Below are 18,499 nucleotides of genomic sequence, written 5' to 3'. Positions count from 1 at the left end.
TAAGTTGAGTTACGCTTTTGTGCAAGAGGTCACACTTGCCGGAAGGGTGATGCATGATCAGGACCGCGCGCCTGGTAAAAGAAGGCGTGACTTCTCACCACGCCAAGAAGAAAAAAGTGCCTACGAGAGGTGCCCAGTTGCGCTACCTCGAGGCCGGCTTGGACGTGCTCGGCAGAAAAGGGCATGCCGGCTTGAAGCTGGGGACGGTGTGCGAGGCGGTCGGGGCGACAACCGGCTCGTTTTACCACGCGTTCGCGAACTGGGGCGAGTACACGTCCGCGCTGATTCAATACTGGCGCACGGAAAAGAGCGGCCGCCTCATCAGCAGCGCCCGGGAGATCGCCGATCCTGCCGAGCGCCTGAAGTTCTTGATCGACATCGGCCTGCGCCTGCCACACGAGTCCGAAGCCGCGATCCGTGTATGGGCGGCCCATGACCCGGACGTCCAAGCCATCCAGATCGAAGTGGACGAGGAGCGACGACGCTTCATCGCCGACGCCCACTTCGAAGCAACGAATGACCGGGAGCTGGCCGAGCGTAACGCGACGGTGTCGATGTACCTGCTCGTCGGATACGAGAGCGGCACCTATCGCTCCAGAGAGGCGCTCGCATGGGCTTTTCAAACCGTACTCGACCAGGGCCTGTCGTAAGGCAAGGGTGCAGAGGATTCGGTCAGGAACCGACCACTCGGACTCGAAGCCGCAAGTTCTCGAGCGTCCTTCGCGCTACGGCGGGCATTGAAACAGGTCCGTCCTTACCTACCGCCACCATGACGGCGTCACACAGGCTGATGCAGTTCCCCGCGTGAAACAGCGCCGAGGACACCACGAACGAGGTTCGGCCTATCCGTCCGACGCCGACGCACGTGTCGATCGTGGCTGGCCAATACGCTTCGGCGAGAAAATGTACGACACTCTGGGAAGTGACCAAGCGTTGTTTTCGGCCTGCTGGATCATGCGTGTCGGGAAAGGCTTGCCGGGTCAATACAGCGCGAGCGTCTTCATGAAGCGATTCCAACGCTAGATTGTTGAGGTGGGCGTTGGGGTCCATATCGGCGTATCGAGCCGTGCAACTATTGCTTATCGGGTACAGCTCTGAACGATACCGCTCTACATGGGGACGGGCGGTCGTTGCCACCAGTGACTCCAGGGTGGACACATCTCTCCTCTGCTATCTGCCTCGCGTCGACAACGGATGTCGCACTGGATCTGTGGTGAAAGAGCGGCAATGCCAGAGCCTTCTCCTTGCTGCACGGCGCCTGGCCTGAATTAGCCATGGCCGTTGAGTCCGTCGCCGGGCCGCGTCCCCACCGGCCAACCATGGCATCCACTGCCGGTTATGCGGAGGCCGCTGCAATTTCTCGGCCGATGATTTCCTTCATGATCTCGGTGGTTCCGCCGTAGATCGTCTGAATGCGGCTGTCGACGTAGGCGCGGCCGATGGGGTACTCCATCATGTAGCCGTAGCCGCCGTGCAATTGGACGCAGCGGTCGACGACACGCTTCTGCAGTTCACTGGCCCACCACTTGCCCTTCGACGCGTCGACGGCGGTGAGTTCGCCTGCGTTCAAGGCGAGTACGCACCGGTCGATGTGCGATTCGGTCACCTCGATCTCGGTGAGCATCTCCGCCAGCGCGAACCGGGTGTTCTGCAGATCGCCGATCGGTTTGCCGAACGCCTTGCGCTCGAACACGTAGTCCCGGGTCCACTGGTACGCGGCCTTTGCGGCGGCAATCGCAATGACCGCGATCGACATACGTTCGAGGGGAAGGTTTTCCATGAGATGGATAAAGCCGCTCCCCTCGGTGCCGAGCAGATTGTTCGTGGGCACCCGCACGTCCTCGAACACGAGCTCCGCCGTGTCCTGACCGGCCAGGCCGACCTTGTGCAGCTTGCGGCCACGGCTGAAGCCGGGCATGCCCCGCTCCACGACGAGCAGCGAGAAGCCCTTGGAACCGGCGCTCGGGTCGGTACGGGCGACGACGATGACGAGGTCGGAGTGAATGCCGTTGCTGATGAACGTCTTCTGACCGTTGACAATCCAGTCGTCACCGTCGCGCACCGCGGTAGTTTTGATGCCCTGTAGGTCGCTTCCGATTCCGGGTTCGGTCATCGCGATGGCGCCGATCAGCTCGCCGGCGGCCATGCCGGGAAGCCACCGTTGCTTCTGTTCCTCGGTGCCTAACATGAGTACGTACGGGATCACCACGTCGTCGTGGGTGGCAATGCCACCACCGAACGACGTGGTCGCCGTGCGGGCGATCTCTTCGGAGACAACATTCCTGAATCGGTAGTCGGTGACCCCCGATCCGCCATAGGCTTCAGGCACCGCCAGTCCGATGATGCCCGATCTACCGGCAGCGAGCCACGCAGAACGGTCGATAAGTCTGTCGGTCTCCCAACGCTCGTAGTGCGGTTCCACCTCGCGGGTGAGGAACTCCCGCACCACCTCTCGGTAGGCCTCGTGGTCAGTGTCGAAAAAAGTGCGCTGCATCGGTTCTCCGGAAGATCAGTAGTTCAGGGATTGACGGGAGGAGGAGGGGTGGGTCGTACACGGATCAGAATTTCGCAGCCCGCAGCCCGCAGCCCGCAGCCCGCAGCCCGCAGCCCGCAGCCCGCAGCCCGCGGCACGTCGGTCGTCGATCGTGCGGATTGTGATGCGCGAAGACGACAGGGTGTCGGGGCGTCGGCTTCTCCGGGCACAACGGGGGAAGCCCGAAGTGGCTTTCATCAGAGGCGTTCGATGATGGTGGCGTTGGCCATGCCCGCGCCCTCGCACATGGTCTGCAGGCCGTAGCGTCCGCCGGTGGCCTCGAGGTTGTTGACCAGGGTGCTCAGCAGGCGGGTGCCCGAAGAGCCGAGTGCGTGCCCGAGCGCGATGGCGCCGCCCCACGGGTTGAGCTTGGCCGGGTCGGCCCCGAATTCGTGCGCCCACGCCAGCGGCACCGGCGCGAACGCCTCGTTGACCTCGTAGCGTCGATGTCGTCGATGCTCAGCCCCGACTTCGCGAGGATCTTCTTGGTCGCCGGGATCGGCGCGGTGAGCATGAAGACCGGGTCGTCACCGGCAACGGCGAACGAATGGAACCGGGCCCGCGGCGTCAGTCCCAGCTTCGACGCCATCTCCTCGCTCATGATCAGCGCCGCGGACGCGCCGTCGGTCAGCGGCGACGAGTTGCCCGGGGTGATGTGCCACTGCGCCTCGGGGAACCGGGCCGCGTACTTCTCGGAGTAGAACGACGACTTCAGCCCGGACAGTCCCTCGGCGGTGGTGGAGGCGCGCACGGTCTCGTCGGCGGTGTGGGTCACCGTCTCACCGGCGGCGTTGGTGACCGAGATCGGGACGATCTCCTTGTCGAACAAGCCCTTCGACAATGCGTCGGCGGCCCGCTGATGCGACTGCGCGGAGAACGCGTCGAGGGTGTCGCGGTCGAACTTCCACTTGGCGGCGATCAGTTCGGCGGAGATGCCCTGGTTGACCAGTCCCTCGGGGTAGCGGGCGGCGATGCCCGGGCCGGACGCGTCCTGACCGATGGTCGTCGTGCCCATCGGAACGCGGGACATCGACTCCACACCGCAGGCGATCACGATGTCGTAGGCGCCGGCGATCACGCCCTGCGCGGCGAAGTGCGCCGCCTGCTGGCTCGAGCCGCACTGGCGGTCGACGGTGGTGGCCGGAACCGAATCCGGGAATCCGGCCGACAGCACCGCTGTCCGGGAGATGTTGAGGGCCTGCTCGCCGGCCTGCCCGACGCAGCCGCCGATGACGTCGTCGACCTGTGCGGGGTCGATGCCGTTGCGTTCGACGATGCTGCGGAGCACGTGCGCGAGCAGTTCGACCGGGTGCGTGCCCGACAGCGCACCACCCGGCTTGCCCTTACCGGAGGCGAGGCGGACGACGTCCACGATGACAGCGTTGGTCATGATGTTCCCTTTCGAGGAGGAGGAAGTGGTTGCGGTCAGGTGGCCGGGTCGATCGAACACCGGATCGCAATGGGGTGGTACAGGCCAGTGCCGTCTCGAGATCGGGTCGCTCGCGTCAGCCCTTTGATCAGCGGATGCGGTGGTAATTTCGATGCAGATCATGAGCGTCGATGCCGCTTCAGACGGTCAGAGCGTTGTGGGGCCTCCGCCGACTCCCCCTAGTGCATGCGAACATTCGCGGCACTGCCGTTGTCGAACCGTGTATTCCACATTCGAATTATTGGATTCTTATGCCCGTGGGTTGAACGGGTCGGTGATGGTGTTTCCGGTGTCGATCCACACGGTTTTCAGCTCGGTGTACTCCTCGATGGCGTGGGATCCGTTCTCGCGGCCGAGTCCGCTTTCCTGGAAGCCGCCGAAGGGGGCTACGTAGTTGGTCTTGCGGTAGTTGTTGACCCAGACGGTTCCGGCGCGGAGTCGTTTGACCATGCGGTGTGCGCGTGCGACGTCGCGGGTCCATACGCCTGCGGCGAGTCCGAATTCGGTGTCGTTGGCGATGCGGACGGCGTCGTCTTCGTCGGTGAATTTGATGACGACGGCCACAGGGCCGAAGACTTCTTCGCGGGCAATGCGCATGTCGTTGGTGACGTGGGTGAACACGGTTGGTTGTATGAACAAGCCGCGGCTCAAGGCCGGGTCGGTGGGGCGGGCGCCGCCGGTCGCCAGGTGGGCGCCGTCTTCCTTGGCGACTTCGATGTAGTGCAGCACCTTGTCGAATTGGGTTTTCGATGCGACGGTGCCCATTTCGGTGTCCGGGTCGAGGGGGTTGCCGAGCTTGATCTGCGAGGTGCGCTCGGTGAGGGCTTGGGTGAATTGGTCGTAGATGTCTTCGTGGACGAGGACGCGCGAGCCGGCCATACATGTTTGGCCGGTGGCCGCGAAGATTCCTGAGATCACGCCGTTGACGGCGTTGGGGAGGTCGGCGTCGGGGAAGACGATGTTGGGAGATTTGCCGCCGAGTTCCAGGGAGACGCGGGCGAGGCGTTCGGCGGCGGTGACGGCGATCTTCTTGCCGACTGCGGTGGATCCGGTGAAGGCGATCTTGTCGACGCCGTGGTGCGCTGCCAATGCGGCGCCCGCCGGTCCGGCTCCGGTGACCACGTTGATCACTCCGTCGGGGAAGCCGGCTTCCTGAGCGATGCGGGCGAGAACGAGAGTAGAGACGGGGGTGACTTCGGAGGGCTTGATCACGACGGTGTTGCCGGCGGCCAGTGCTGGGCACAGCTTCCACAGCAGCAGTGCGAGGGGACTGTTCCAGGGGGTGATGGCGGCGATGACGCCGATCGGTTCGCGGACGGTGTAGACCTGCATGTTGGGCACACTGCTGGCGAGGGTTTCCCCCGTGGGGCTTTCGGCGACCCCGGCGAAGAAGTAGCAGTGGTTGGCGAGGGCGAGCGTTTGCCCGGCGACTTCGCGAATCAGCTTGCCGTTCTCGAGGACCTGGATGCGGGCGAGTTCGTCGGCGTTGTCGCGGATCAGGTCGCCGAACTTGCGCAGCAGTGTTGCCCGCTGCAGTGGTGTGGACTGTGACCAGGGGCCGCCGTCGAACGCTCGGCGGGCTGCGGCCACGGCGGCGTCGATATCGGCGGTGGTGGCGGTGGGCACCTGCGCCCACGGCTGGCCGTCAAACGGATTGATCGAGTCGAAGGTGGCGTGGTCGGCGGCGGCCCGCCAGGCCCCGTCGATGAGCATGTCGTATCGCTCGGTCTCACCGCCTGCGGTGGTCACAGCGTTCGCATCGGTGGCAGTCATGTGGGGTCCTTCCGGATGGATCATCGTTGGTCAGGCAGGGGTGGTGGTCCGCGCCGGTACCGGTGTTCCCGGTTCGTCGGTCTCGGCGACCAGGCGGTGTCGGGGGGCCGCTGCGATGGCGACGAGGGAGACGAGGGCGGCGGCGACGGTCATCAGAGCCAGGGGCCACCATCGGCTTCCTCCGTTCCCGACGACGGCTTCGGCGATGAACGGGGTCGGCGCGCTGAAGATCAGTCCGCCGAGCGCGTTGCTCAGGGCCGTGCCGCTGTAGCGGACCTTGGTATCGAACTGGTCCGCGATGAGGCTCGAGACCACCGAGTAGGTGGTGGCGTGCGCGCCGACCATCATGACGATGACGACGACGCTGGTCAGCAGGACCTGTTCTGCGCGCAGGAACCAGAAGAACGGGAAGGCCGCGGCGATCGTGAAGAGAGCACCGGCGAAGAACACGCGATGTGCCCCGATCCTGTCGCTCAGCGATGCCATGAACGGCAGTGCTGCCAGGTCTATCACCGCCGCGGCCATCACCATCAGCAGTGCGGTGTTGCGGTCGAGGTCAAGTGATTTGGTGGCGTAGCTGAGGAAGTACACAGAGATGATGTAGAAGACGACGTTGACCGAGGCCTGCAGTCCGATACCGATCGCCAGGCTCTTCTTGGCGCGAGCGACTATGTCGCCGATCGGCAGCCGGGCGGTCTCGCCTGTTGCCTTGATCTCCCGGAACTGCTCGGACTCTTCTACTCCGAGGCGGATGGCGAGACCGATGAGGACCAGGACGAACCCGGCCAGGAAGGGGATTCGCCAGCCCCAGTCGAGGAGTTGGTCGTCGGGGAGGGTGGAGACGGCCGACATCACCGCGGTGGCGAGGACCAAACCGAGGGGGCTACCCATCTGCGGGGCGCAGCCGTACAGGCGCACCTTCGAGGCCGGTGCGTGCTCGACGGACATCAGGACGGCGCCACCCCATTCCCCACCGACTGCGAGCCCTTGGAACAAACGCAGCACGATGAGCAGGATGGGCGCCCAGATCCCGATCGAGTCGTAGGAGGGGAGCAGACCGATCAGACCGGTGGCGGTACCCATGATTCCGAGGGTGGCGATGAGGGTGGATTTGCGACCGAGGCGATCGCCGAGATGCCCGAAGATGGCGGCGCCGAGGGGTCGGGCGACGAATGCCACACCGAGAGTGGCAAAGGAGGCGAGGCGGCCGCTGTGTTCGTCGACCCCGGGGAAGAACAGGTCGCCGAAGACCAGCGCCGCAGCGAGCCCGTAGATGAAGAACTCGTACCACTCGATCGTGGTGCCGACCAGGCTCGCGATCGCCGCTCGCCTGGGGGTGCTGCTCGAACCGGTCTTAGCTGGTGAGGTTGTGGCCATGATTCCTCTTGCTGGGGTAGGTGCGTTCACTGGTGGGTAGCGGGTGCGGGTGCGGCGATCCGGTGCGCGGCGCTGGTGCCGGCGATCCGGCCGAAGACCAGTGCCCGGAGCACGGAGGTGGCCCCGGGATACTTGTGGTGGTAGATCCCGGCGACCTCGCCGACGGCGAACAATCCGGGGATGGGCTGGCCGGACCGGCCGATCACCCGAGCCTTGTCGTCGGTTTTGAGTCCGCCGAAGGTGAAGGTGATCGCGCAGGTCACCGGCCATGCCGCATACGGGGGTTCGTCGATCGGGCGCGCCCAGTTCGATTTCGGTGGGTCGAGGTCCCGTGTTGCCACCCCGTCGAGGAAGGTCACGTCCAGGGGCCCGGGTGTCGCGGCGGCGTTGTACGTGCTGACGGTGTCGGCGAGGACGTCGGGGTCGAGGTCGAGTCGGCGGGCGAGGGCTTCGAGCGTCGGTGCCGATTCGGGCTCGCGGTCGGTGAGAACGGCCCGGGCGATGTTGTGGCGCATGAGTTTCTGGTCTGCGATGACGTAGGCGAACTGGTCGGCGTCGGCCCAGATGCGGTAGGCGACCGACTCGAAGGTGTTGTCCGGGGTGTCCGAGCCTTCGTCGACGAACCGCCGACCGTGGTGGTCGACCAGAATTCCGTAGGGGTAGACCATGACGAGGGCTTCCGCGGATCGGGTGCGCGCATCGACGGGTTCGCCGTGGAAGCGATCGAACTGCCCGTCCGTTAGTGCACCGGCCCGAATCCCCATCTCCAGGCCTTCGCCCTGGTTGGAGCGGCCGCCCGGTGCGATGGGGGAGAGTTCGTGTCCGCGGTCGCCGAGATACCGGTCGAGCAGGGCCGCGCTTCCCTCGAAACCGCCGGAGGCCAGGACCACGGTGCTCGCCAGCACGCGCCGCAGTTCGCCCGCACCGTCGACCGCCTCGACTCCGATGACCGCGCCGTGCTCGTCCTGGATCAGGCTCTGCGCGGTCGTCTCATAGGCGATCGTGCCTCCGAGTTCTTCCAGCCTTGCCGCGAGGTTTTCGACGATGGCCGCGCCGCCCCCAGCGGGCATCAAGCGGGGACCTTTCGACGTCAGGAAATAGGTGATGTCCGATTTCGTGGGAACACCGTTGTCGTTGAGCCAGTGCATGGTCGGTTGGGCGAGTTCGGCGAGTCGAGCGATGATGGCCTCGTCGGTCTTGCCTTTGCTGAGTTCGAGCATCCGGGAGGTGAAGTCGGCCGCGGGGGCGCCGTCCTCCTCGAGCCGGAAGAAGGAACCGGTCCAGGCGGTGTTTCCGCCTCGCTGGCTCTTCGGGGTGCGTTCGAGAACGAGGACCCGCCCGCTCGGAGCGGACTGCAGGAATTGCAGCGCGGTTGCCAGGCCACCGGCTCCGCAGCCCACCACGACGAGGTCTACCTGTTCTCCACTCACGGACTTTCCTTCTTTCTACGACTGTCGCGATCGACCACTGCGCGGTTCACGAAACCCGCTAGGCAGCGTTTGTGTGCTGTGTCACCGATCGAAGCACGAAGATAAACCGGAGTCAACCCGCTATTCGGTTTACACAAACCATAGAATGGTTTAGCGTGAGTGGCATGGCTGACACTGAGACCGCATCCACACGAGCCGACGGAGGCGTGCGCAGCATCGCCCGCGCCGTCGAGGTGCTGGAACTGTTTGACGTAGAACACCCCACTCGCACCCTGCGCGAGCTCGTGGCCTCCACGGGATTGCCGAAAACCACCGTGGTGCGTCTGCTCTCGACATTGGACTCGTTAGGACTCATCGCGGACCGCGGTGACTCGACCTTCGGCGTGGGGGCCGGGTTCCTGCGCTGGGTGACCCTGGCGCAGTCCATGTGGGAGGTCAGCACGGAAACACGCAAAATCATGACGCGGCTGGTCGATTCCTGCGGCGAAACGGTCAACATCTACATCCGTCAGGATCTGAACCGCGTGTCCATCGCGCAGGTCGAAGGAACGACCACCGTGCGCAGCGTCGTGGAAGTCGGCGTGCCGTACGCGCTCGCCACGGGCGCGGCCGCCAAGATCCTGCTCACCGGCGCCCCCGACCAGGTGGTGCGCAGCCTCGTCGACGCACGGCCGGACCTGCAGCTCGAGCCGCTGCAGCGGGAAATCTCCGGTATCCGGGAGGCGGGGTACTCGGTCACCCACGGCGAACGCGAACTCGGCGCGTCCGCGGTCGCGGCCCCGATCGTCTCCTCGGACGGCCGGGTGATAGCCGCGCTGTCGGCGAGCGGACCCACCTCCCGGTTCACCGCCGACCGGGTGGGCCGGTACGTGGACGCGGTAACCGCCGCGGCCGCCGAAATCAGTGCCGTCGGACTCGGCAGCGTGGAGGTATTCCTGTGACCGCGAACCTGCTCGAAGGCGTCCGTGTCCTCGACCTGACCAATGTGCTCGCGGGACCGTACGCCGGCTACCAGTTGGCCCTGATGGGGGCCGACGTGATCAAGATCGAAACGCCGGGAACCGGTGATCTGGCAAGGCAACTCGGCGCGGACTCTCATCTGAGCGCCGAACACCTCGGCGTCTCGTTCCTCGCCCAGAATTCGGAAAAACGCTCCGTCACGGTCAATCTCAAGACAACTGGGGGAAAGGAAGTCTTCGAGAAGCTGGTCGCCGACGCGGACGTGCTGGTCGAGAACTTCCGGCCAGGGGTGCTCGAACGGCTCGGGTTCGGGTGGCAGCGGCTACGCCAGCTCAACCCCAAACTCGTCTACTGTGCAGTGTCCGGATTCGGATCGACCGGCCCGATGCGCGGACGACCCGCCTACGACCAGGTCGTCCAGGGCCTGTCCGGCATCATGAGCGTGACCGGCACGGCGGAGGTCGCGCCCCTGCGTGTCGGATTCCCGGTGTGCGACAGCTTCGGTGGCCTGGCAGCGGCGTTCGCGATCACCGCTGCGCTGCTGCGGCAACGCCGGACCGGCGAAGGTGCCTTCCTCGACACCTCCATGCTCGACGCCGCACTCACCTCGATGGGATGGGTGGTCTCCGACCATCTCATCGCCGGCCGCGAGCCCGCCCCGATGGCCAACGAGAACATCACCTCGGCCCCGTCGGGCACCTTCCGCACCGCCGACGGGGCGCTCAACATCGCCGCGAACAAGCAGGAACAGTACGAGACGTTGTGCAAGGTTCTCGACCGTGAAGAGCTCATCGACGATCCGCGGTTCCGCACCCGTGAGGACCGCAAACGCCACCGCGACGTGCTGCGGGAAGAACTGGAAACCTCGCTGAAAGCGAAAACGGCAGCCGAGTGGGACGCGATCCTGCTCGACACGGGAGTCCCCGCCGCCCCGGTCGTCTCGGTGCCGACGGCACTGCAATCCGATCAGGTCGCACACCGCGAGCTGGTCACCACGATCGACTCACCCGCAGCCTCCGGCGGTGCGGTGCGGGTACTGGGTCTGCCGACGCATGTCGACGGCCGCCGCGTCTCACCCGAGTCTCCGCCCCCCACCCTCGGGCAGCACACCGACGAGATTCTCACCGAGCTGGGCTACAGGCCGGCGGACATCACCCGCCTGCGGGAAGAGAACGCGATATGAGCACCGCCCGACAAAGCGCCCTCGAGCGGACGTCGAGCCGGGAGGTCACCGACTGGTGGTCGACCGCCGTCTCCGACATCGAGCCCGGGATCATCCGGCTGCGGGGATACCCCATCGAGCAGATGATCGGCCAGGTGAGTTTCCCCGAGATGATCTGGCTGATGGTCCGCGGTGACCTCCCCAGTGCCGGCCAAGCCGAACTGCTCGAGCACGCCCTCGTCGCCGCCGTGGACCACGGTCCACAAGCACCGTCGATCGCCGCGGCCCGAATGGCCGCCACCTGCGGTGTCGGGTTACACGGGGCCATCTCCACCGGTGTCGGTCTCCTCGGCGACATCCACGGCGGCGCCGGCCAACAATGCATGCAACTACTCGAACAGATCCGGACTCGGTCCACCGATGGCGACCTCGAAGAAGTGGCCGCGCAGACGATCGCCGACCACCGCGCAACAGGCCGATACATCCCGGGATTCGGCCACCGCTTCCATCCGCGCGACCCACGCCGGGACCCGCTGTTGTCTGCAGTCCACACCCAGGTCGAGGCCGGCGTGATCGACGGCCACTACCTCCAGATCGCCGAAGAACTGGAGCGACAACTGGCAGCAGGGCGAGCTCGGCCCGTCCCGATGAACATCGACGGGGCGACCGCCGTGATCTACGCCGAACTCGGCTTCGCCCCCGAACTCGGCAGAGGCCTGTTCATCCTGTCCCGCTCCGTCGGGATCCTCTCGCACTCATGGGAAGAACGCGAAGGTGGGCGCCGGATCAAAGGGCCGATCCCCCCACCTTTGCTGCCGACCTACACCGGTGCACCGCCGAGGAGCGTTCCCGAGCGGGCACCGGTGGCACACGGATGACCCTCGACTCCTTCGACGCACTCCGCGACCTACCCGGCGCCCCCGCCACACAGTTCATCGATCTCACCGCCGCAGAACGAGGCGGTGCGGGTGCCCTGCACCGCCTTCCCTACGCCACCAGGGTGCTCGTCGAAAACGTGCTGCGGCATGAGGACGGCCGCACCGTCATCGCCGATCATGTCCGAGCGCTCGTGGCCGGCGATCACTCCACGTCGATTCCGTTCACCCCCGAACGCGTTCTGCTTCAAGACGCCTCGGGAATTCCGGTACTCGCCGACATGATCACCCTGCACGAGCGTGCAACGGCACTCGGCCTCGACCCCGCCACCGTCTCGCCTCGGCGGCGCATGGATCTCGTAGTCGACCACGCCCTCGAACTCGACGCCGCCGGAACCGCCGACGCCGGTGCCACCAACCTCGCACTCGAATACCACCGTCACGGTGACCGATACCGGTTCCTGCGGTGGGCACAGACCCGCTTTCCCACGCTGAGGGTGGTGCCCCCGGGTATCGGAATCTGCCACCAACTCAACCTGGAAGTCCTCGCCGACGTCATCTCGGTCGGCACCCACGACGGCATCGCGCTCGCACGGTTCGACTCCGTCGTCGGTACCGACAGCCACACCACCATGATCAACGCGCTGTCCGTCACCGGTTGGGGAGTCGGCGGCATCGAAGCAATCGCCGCCGCACTGGGCCAGCCAATCCTGATACCGGTCCCCGCCGTCGTGGGTGTTCGCCTCAGCGGTGCACTGAAGCCCGGCGTCCTCGCCACCGACGTCGCGCTCACCCTCGCTTCCATGCTCAGAGCCCACGGTGTGGTGCAACGAGTCGTCGAATTCCACGGTCCCGGGCTCACTCGCCTGTCGGTGCCCGACCGGGCCACCATCGCGAACATGGCACCGGAATATGGGGCCACGATGGCGTACTTCCCCGCCGACGACCGCACCCTCACCTACCTCGCCACCACAGGGCGACCCGAGGCAACCGTGTCCTTGGCCCGGACCTACCTGACCGCCCAGAACATGCTCTACACACCAGATCTGCCAACGCCCGACTACCATGAGGTACTCGAGCTGGACCTGGCACAGGTGGACCGCACCATGGCCGGCCCCTCCCGCCCGCATCAGACATTCACTGCAAGCGAACTGGCGCACACAGTGCCCCCCGAGGGCTCGACGGGCGCGAACGGCACCGGCACGCTGCACCACGGGGACATCGTCATCGCCGCCATCACCAGCTGCACCAACACCTCCAACCCGAAGGCCATGGTCGCGGCGGGGCTACTGGCCCGAAACGCGGTCGAGCGCGGCCTCACACGAGCACCCTGGACCAAGACTTCGCTGACCCCGGGATCGCGCGCGACCGCAGAACTGCTCCAGTCCGCGGGACTGCAGACAGCGCTCGACGAACTCGGCTTCCACATAGCCGGTTTCGGTTGTGGAACCTGCATGGGCAACTCCGGACCCCTCGCCCCGGCGATCACCGAGCAGATACGTCAGCAGTCCCTGTCGGTCGCCGCCGTGCTCTCGGGCAATCGAAACTTTCCGGGCCGCATTCACCCCGACGTCGCGCATTCGTACCTCGCCTCGCCGCCGATGGTCGTGGCGATGGCGATCGCCGGACGAACAACGATCAACCCCACTGACGAACCACTGGCCACCGACCGCGCCGGGCGCCCCGTTTTCCTGGACGAGATCTGGCCATCGGACGAGGACATCGACCTACTTGTCAATGCCAACGACAGCAGGTCGCTCTCGCTCGGCCCCGCCCGACCCGTGCCGCTCACCACCACCGAATGGGAGTCCCTGCCACCCGCGGGCGGAGACGACTACGAGTGGGACGGCGATGCCGGTTCGATCCGACGCCCACCGTTCGCTGACGCCGCACTAACCCGACCCGTCAGAACCGGGGACGTCGTGGCTGCTCGCCCGCTGCTGTTGCTCGGCGACGGCATCACCACCGATCACATTTCACCGGTCGCCCGCATCACTTCGGATTCGCCGGCTGGTCGATGGCTCGCCCGCCATGGTGTTCCGCCCGAGAAATTTGGCAGCTACAGCGCCCGCCGACTCAACCACGACGTAATGCTGCGAGGGGGCTTCGCGAACCCGAGGCTCGAGAACAAACTCGTCCCCGACAGGCAAGGCGCGTGGACCCGCGTGCTTCCTGATGGTGACATCGTTCCGGTCCATCAGGCAGCGGCGATCTACGCTGATCGCGGCGTTTCTACAATCGTGGTCGCTGGGCACTCCTACGGGGCCGGGTCCGCCCGTGACTGGGCGGCGAAAGCGACCAGACTCCTGGGAATCCAGGCGGTGATCGCGCAGAGCTTCGAACGAATCCACCGTACCAATCTGGTCGCCATGGGCGTTCTGCCCATCGAATGTCCGGATTTGTCTCCAGACGAGCTCGACGGCACCGCGGAATTCGACATCACCGGCCTCGCGGGCTGCACGCATACTCAGCCCGCGGTGCGCGTGATCGCCCGTGCCACGACTGGCGTGCAGCAGTTTTCGGGCCGAGCACGAATCGACACGGCAGTCGAGGCCGACTGGATCCGTGCAGGCGGATTGATCGCGCATTTACTCACGCCCGCGATCCATTCTCTCGACACGGTCGCAGCCAACACTCCCTGGACCGGTTTGTCTGAGAGCTAAGGTGGCACGGTCATGGTGGAGCTACCTGGTCGATGAGACAAGTTCCAATCATGAATCGCCGGGAACCTGCACGTTGTGTCGTTTGTCGTAGATTTGTGCAGGTAAGAAGCCCTCAATCAAACAGTTCCCGCAGGTCATTCTGGGCGAGTGGACGGGTGAGGGAGTCGCAGGGCAGATCAGTCGTCGCCGGAATCGGACACGACATCGCACTCCAGGGTTAAGGTTGCTCATCGATCTTCCTCTCGATTTGATCAACAATTTCGCAGAGTTCTTCCTTGAACCCGTGACGGTGACATCCCAAACCGTACGAAGATTTTCTCTTCGGGCGCGCCGCCATGGGGCCCACGTCCGGACAAACCGTCAACCAGATCTGCCGCCAGATCTGCTGCTCGAGGATGTCCTCGACCTCTGTCCACTCGGGGTCTCCGGCCCGGGTCTGATTCGCCTCTCGGCGCCGACGGAGCTCCCGGGCGGATGGGATCGGTGACACCCATCCCGTTTCTTGCGGCCGGCCTGACCTCAGTGCGGTCCTCGGCGCGATCTCCAGCTTCGTCGCCGCGCACCGCGATTGGCTACTGATGCAATCCGCCGAATGATCAACGGCGCATCGGTGGCATGGGCGTGAGCTGCGCCGGCCTGTCCCGTGCGGGCTGCGGATCTGCGCTATACAGAGAATCGCGACCCGTCAACCAGAACAGGGTGACGACGGAGCATGTCGCTCCGTTCGGGTTGTTGTCATCAAAGTCCTCTGTCCGCGGATGCTCAGTGCATCGATCAATGCGCTTCAGTTCTGGTCAATCCAGCACGGCAAGAGATGAGGTATTCACGAAGCGTTCCACGCTGACGGGGGGTGAGCTGACTGACCATCTGTTCCTCGAGTGCCGAGACTTCCCCGTGATAGCAATCGAGCAGCCCCACTCCGGTCGCCGTGACACTCGTCAGCATTTGCCGGCGGTTGCTGGGGTCGACCCGCCGACTGACCAGACCTCGACTCTCGAGCGCGATGATCATCTCGCCCATAGTTTGCGCTGTGACAAAGGAATTGCGGGCCAGCTCGGCGGAAGAGAGTCCATCGCAGCGACGTAAGACCGTCAGGGCGGTGTATTGGAGCGCCGTGATGCCGGCCGGGCGCAGGATCGTGTCCATCCGTGACCGTATGGCCAACTCCAACTGTTTGATCGCGTAAAGGAGACTCGGACCGAGGTCCTGTCCGTCACCGCTGCCGCGTTCCGAATTTGACTGGTGCTTCACCGGTGGTGCCTCTTCCGCGTCCGCTGAACGCCCTTCGCGCGCGCCGCGTGCGAACCCGGGATTGTTGCGGCGGTCCAACCGCGACGGGTGGTGACGTGTCTCCATCTTCCCGCTCCTACACGGAGACAGGACTAACGGAGTAGCGTGCCGCGTTCTCCTGGATCAGATGTCGCTCGGCGAGCGGCATGTTCCGTAGCGCGATGGTGCGCAGGATTCGGGTGATCCTCGCGTAGAATGTTGCTGGGCTGATGCCGAACTCGACGAGGATGTCGCCCGGTTGAGCACCCCCGTAGGGTGCCCAAATTCGGGCCAGTTCGAGCATGGCTGCCTCTTCCGAATTCATAACGTCTCCTGCTTGAGAGGTGGATGACAGAGTGCGTCGTGATGCGGCACACCATGGGAACTCCGGTTTGCTTACTGTCCTCGCGCGATCCATTCGGCGAGGTGTGGGGCCTCGGTGCCGATCGTGGTTCCGTCACCGTGACCGGTATGGACGAGTGTTTCTTCGGGAAGAGTGAACAGCCGGTCGCGGATCGACCCGATGATGGTCGGGAAATCCGAGTACGACCGGCCCGTGGCGCCGGGGCCACCCGAGAACAGGGTGTCGCCGGAGAACAGTGCCCCGGCCTCGGGCAGGTACAGGCACACCGACCCGGGCGAGTGACCGGGCGAGTGGATCACCTGGATCTCGGTGCCCGCGATGGCGATCGCTGTTCGTCCTCGAGATGCCAGTAATTGGCGTCGGGGTGGCTCATCTTCCACAGCACGTCGTCGCCGGGGTGCAGCAGCACCGGGGCGTGCACGCGCTCGGCCAGTTCGGGGGCGACGGTGACGTGGTCGTTGTGACCGTGCGTGCAGATCACGGCGTTCACGTGCCGGTCCCCGACCGCATCGATGATCGGCTGCGCGGCGTGGGCGGCGTCGACGATCACGACGTCGGGGTCGTCACCGATCAGCCAGATGTTGTTGTCGACGTTCCACTCTCCGCCGTCGAGGGCGAATGTTCCCTCGGTGACGACCCGCTGTATCCGAAACCTTCCGCTCATGAGGCCACCACCTGACGCTCGCCGACTTCGGCCGAAGCAACCTCGTCCTTGTGTCGGGCGATCGCCAGTTTGAGATCGAAGTCCGTGTCGGCTGCCTGTTCCAGGGTGAGCGGCATACCGCTGGAAAGGATCTTTCGTGCCGTCATGTGGTCGCGGGGCTTGTTGACCGACTCGACTCCGAGCAACCGGGTGCCGAGGAAGCAGAAGATGGAAAACGCCCCGCTGTCGACGGAACCGCGAACCACGTGGGTGTCCGCGCCCGCGGTCAGCCCAGCCATCTGCAGTTTCGATTCGTACTGCTCGGACCAGAACCACGGCACACTCCGGTAGTTGATGCTGGTTCCGGTGAGCTGAGCGGCGAGGCAGCGGGCCTGATCGACCGCATTCTGTACGGATTCGAGTCGCACCAAACGGGCTGTTCCCGGAATCGGGTAGGCGGCGCAGTCACCGATCGCAGAGATGTTCTCGTCGGGTGTGCGAAGGTACTCGTCGACGACGATGCCGTTGTTGACGGGCAGGCCCGCCAGGACGGCGAGCTCGATGTTGGGTACGACACCGATACCCACGACGACTGCGTCGGCGGGTATGACGTCGCCGGACGTAGTGGTGACCCCCGCTGCTCGGCCGTCGGCTTCGAAGACCGTCTTCGCGCCTGTCGACAGCCGCATGTGCACACCGTGTTCGGTGTGCGCCGCGGAGAAGTAGTCCGACATCACCGGCGACAGTGCGCGGGCCATCGGCCGATCCATCGCCTCGACGACGGTCACGTCGAGGCCCTTCTTACGGGCCGCTGCGGCAACCTCGAGACCGATGAAGCCGGCCCCGATCACGACCAGCGACGAGCACGAGGCCATGCTCGAGGTGAGGGACTCTGCTTCGCCGGCGGTACGCAGGTAGTGCACACCGGGAAGGTCGGCACCGGGGACCGGCAGGAGCCGGTTGCGGGCACCGGTCGCCAGGATCAGATGGTCGTACTCGATGACGGTGGCATCGATCAGCTCCACCAGTTGCGCATCCCGATCGACGCGGACGACGGGCTTACCGCACGCGAGCGTGATCCGGTGGTCCTCGAAGTACTGGGCCGGACGCAGCGCAAGGGAATCCCGATCAGGGTCACAGTGCAGGTACGCCTTCGACAACGGTGGCCTCTGATAGGGCACACCCGGCTCGTCACCGACCAGGGTGATCGATCCGGCAAATCCGTGACTGCGCAGACTGACGGCTGCCTCGAATCCGGCCTGCCCGGAACCGATGATGACGATGCGGTCGACACTCATACCTGCTCCTCCGGAAGCCGGACGATCAGGCCGTCGACGTCGTCGCCGACCACGAGCTGGCAGGACAGGCGACTGGCATCGGTGCGGGGGCTGACGGTGTCGTCGAGCATCTCGTCTTCTTCCTCGGAGATCGAGGGAAACTTGTCCGCCCAGGGGCTCTCCACGTAGACGTGACACGTCGCGCACATGGCCTGGCCGCCGCATTCGGCGACGATGCCGTCGATTCCGGCGCCGATGGCGCCGTGCATGACCCTTTTGCCGGTAGCAACCTCGACCTCATGCTTGGTTCCATCAGGGTGAACGTAGGTGACGGTAGGCACGTCTATCTCTCTTTCACGGATAGTGCAGTAATGACGAACTCAGGTGGGGTGCCGGCAGTCGAGCCGGCACCCCACCGCCGACTCACGGCAGAACAGTCTCTTCGTCGCTGAACAGCATCGTCACTCCGCCGGAGGCGAAGTTCGCGACGTCGGCGGCGGCATTCTGTCCCTCAGGGGAGGCGAATGCCTGCCCGGCCTCTTCTTTGCTCTCGAAGTACAGCTGCGCGAGCGCATACGCCGAGGGGGGATTGCCGTCGAGAGATTCACACTTGCCTGCGGCGAACCGCTTGACGCTCGGGATCTGCTGCACCAGAGGCAAATGCTTGGAGCTGTAGTGCTCGTCGAAGGCGGCCGGGTCGGCGGGCTGGTTGTAGACGATGGTGACGCGGTACATGGAGTCTCG

Annotated in this window: 15 protein-coding genes and 2 pseudogenes; 5 read left to right on the top strand and 12 right to left on the bottom strand. The window is 65.1% G+C overall.

Annotation, left to right across the window (positions count from 1 at the left end; genetic code table 11):
• The first annotated feature begins 53 nt into the window (after nucleotides 1-53).
• Entirely contained in the window at nucleotides 54-650 is a 597-nt protein-coding gene (locus tag JWS14_RS41475; RefSeq protein ID WP_241031735.1) for a TetR/AcrR family transcriptional regulator, read from the top strand.
• A 22-nt stretch (nucleotides 651-672) separates the two neighbouring features.
• On the opposite strand, the gene JWS14_RS51560 is transcribed toward JWS14_RS41475, so the two are convergent.
• The 6 genes and pseudogenes from JWS14_RS51560 to JWS14_RS41450 all read right to left on the bottom strand — a co-directional run bounded on the left by JWS14_RS51560 (nucleotide 673) and on the right by JWS14_RS41450 (nucleotide 8,542).
• The gene (locus JWS14_RS51560; RefSeq protein WP_338051777.1) at nucleotides 673-1,050 is read right to left on the bottom strand and encodes an acyl-CoA thioesterase; all 378 of its coding nucleotides are present in this window, start codon (nucleotides 1,048-1,050) and stop codon (nucleotides 673-675) included.
• A gap of 286 nt (nucleotides 1,051-1,336) precedes the next feature.
• Nucleotides 1,337-2,494: an acyl-CoA dehydrogenase family protein gene (locus JWS14_RS41470; protein ID WP_095869858.1), complete on the bottom strand. Its 1,158-nt coding sequence runs from the start codon at nucleotides 2,492-2,494 to the stop codon at nucleotides 1,337-1,339.
• A 236-nt stretch (nucleotides 2,495-2,730) separates the two neighbouring features.
• A pseudogene (locus JWS14_RS41465) lies at nucleotides 2,731-3,923 on the bottom strand (thiolase family protein).
• Between the two features lie 288 nt (nucleotides 3,924-4,211).
• Nucleotides 4,212-5,735, bottom strand: coding sequence for an aldehyde dehydrogenase (locus JWS14_RS41460; protein WP_095869859.1), 1,524 nt, complete (start codon nucleotides 5,733-5,735; stop codon nucleotides 4,212-4,214).
• A gap of 30 nt (nucleotides 5,736-5,765) precedes the next feature.
• The gene (locus tag JWS14_RS41455; protein WP_095869860.1) at nucleotides 5,766-7,112 is read right to left on the bottom strand and encodes an MFS transporter; all 1,347 of its coding nucleotides are present in this window, start codon (nucleotides 7,110-7,112) and stop codon (nucleotides 5,766-5,768) included.
• Between the two features lie 26 nt (nucleotides 7,113-7,138).
• A complete protein-coding gene (locus JWS14_RS41450) occupies nucleotides 7,139-8,542 on the bottom strand; it encodes an FAD-binding protein (protein WP_095869861.1) in 1,404 nt (467 codons plus the stop codon).
• 164 nt (nucleotides 8,543-8,706) lie between these two features.
• Here JWS14_RS41450 and JWS14_RS41445 point away from each other — a divergent pair, with 164 nt between their 5' ends.
• From JWS14_RS41445 to acnA, 4 genes are read left to right on the top strand one after another with little or no spacing between them, the layout of a single operon-like run.
• A complete protein-coding gene (locus tag JWS14_RS41445; RefSeq protein ID WP_095869862.1) occupies nucleotides 8,707-9,483 on the top strand; it encodes an IclR family transcriptional regulator in 777 nt (258 codons plus the stop codon).
• Nucleotides 9,480-10,685: a CaiB/BaiF CoA transferase family protein gene (locus JWS14_RS41440; protein ID WP_095869863.1), complete on the top strand. Its 1,206-nt coding sequence runs from the start codon at nucleotides 9,480-9,482 to the stop codon at nucleotides 10,683-10,685. Before JWS14_RS41445 ends, JWS14_RS41440 begins: the two co-directional genes overlap by 4 nt.
• Nucleotides 10,682-11,542, top strand: a complete 861-nt coding sequence (locus JWS14_RS41435; protein ID WP_095869864.1) for a citryl-CoA lyase — start codon at nucleotides 10,682-10,684, stop codon at nucleotides 11,540-11,542. The genes JWS14_RS41440 and JWS14_RS41435 overlap by 4 nt, the downstream gene beginning before the upstream one ends.
• Nucleotides 11,539-14,202 (top strand): aconitate hydratase AcnA, encoded by a 2,664-nt coding sequence (gene acnA / locus JWS14_RS41430; RefSeq protein WP_095869865.1) that lies wholly within the window; start codon nucleotides 11,539-11,541, stop codon nucleotides 14,200-14,202. Before JWS14_RS41435 ends, acnA begins: the two co-directional genes overlap by 4 nt.
• Nucleotides 14,203-14,976: 774 nt before the next feature.
• On the opposite strand, the gene JWS14_RS41425 is transcribed toward acnA, so the two are convergent.
• From JWS14_RS41425 to JWS14_RS41400, 6 genes and pseudogenes are all read right to left on the bottom strand, one after another.
• A complete protein-coding gene (locus JWS14_RS41425; protein WP_241031843.1) occupies nucleotides 14,977-15,348 on the bottom strand; it encodes a MarR family winged helix-turn-helix transcriptional regulator in 372 nt (123 codons plus the stop codon).
• A gap of 220 nt (nucleotides 15,349-15,568) precedes the next feature.
• Nucleotides 15,569-15,796, bottom strand: a complete 228-nt coding sequence (locus tag JWS14_RS41420) for a DUF3263 domain-containing protein (RefSeq protein ID WP_095869868.1) — start codon at nucleotides 15,794-15,796, stop codon at nucleotides 15,569-15,571.
• Nucleotides 15,797-15,867: 71 nt separating this feature from the next.
• A pseudogene (locus JWS14_RS41415) lies at nucleotides 15,868-16,499 on the bottom strand (MBL fold metallo-hydrolase).
• Nucleotides 16,496-17,776: an NAD(P)/FAD-dependent oxidoreductase gene (locus JWS14_RS41410; protein ID WP_206016347.1), complete on the bottom strand. Its 1,281-nt coding sequence runs from the start codon at nucleotides 17,774-17,776 to the stop codon at nucleotides 16,496-16,498. Before JWS14_RS41410 ends, JWS14_RS41415 begins: the two are co-directional and overlap by 4 nt.
• Nucleotides 17,773-18,096, bottom strand: a complete 324-nt coding sequence (locus JWS14_RS41405) for a 2Fe-2S iron-sulfur cluster-binding protein (protein ID WP_095869870.1) — start codon at nucleotides 18,094-18,096, stop codon at nucleotides 17,773-17,775. Before JWS14_RS41405 ends, JWS14_RS41410 begins: the two co-directional genes overlap by 4 nt.
• A gap of 82 nt (nucleotides 18,097-18,178) precedes the next feature.
• On the bottom strand, nucleotides 18,179-18,490 hold the full coding sequence (locus tag JWS14_RS41400) for an EthD family reductase (RefSeq protein ID WP_095869871.1): 312 nt from the start codon (nucleotides 18,488-18,490) through the stop codon (nucleotides 18,179-18,181).
• Between the last annotated feature and the right edge of the window lie 9 nt (nucleotides 18,491-18,499).

This window comes from Rhodococcus koreensis, from assembly GCF_017068375.1.
In the GTDB taxonomy this organism is placed as follows: Bacteria; Actinomycetota; Actinomycetes; order Mycobacteriales; family Mycobacteriaceae; genus Rhodococcus_F; species Rhodococcus_F koreensis.
This window is presented reverse-complemented; position numbering and strand designations above follow the sequence as displayed.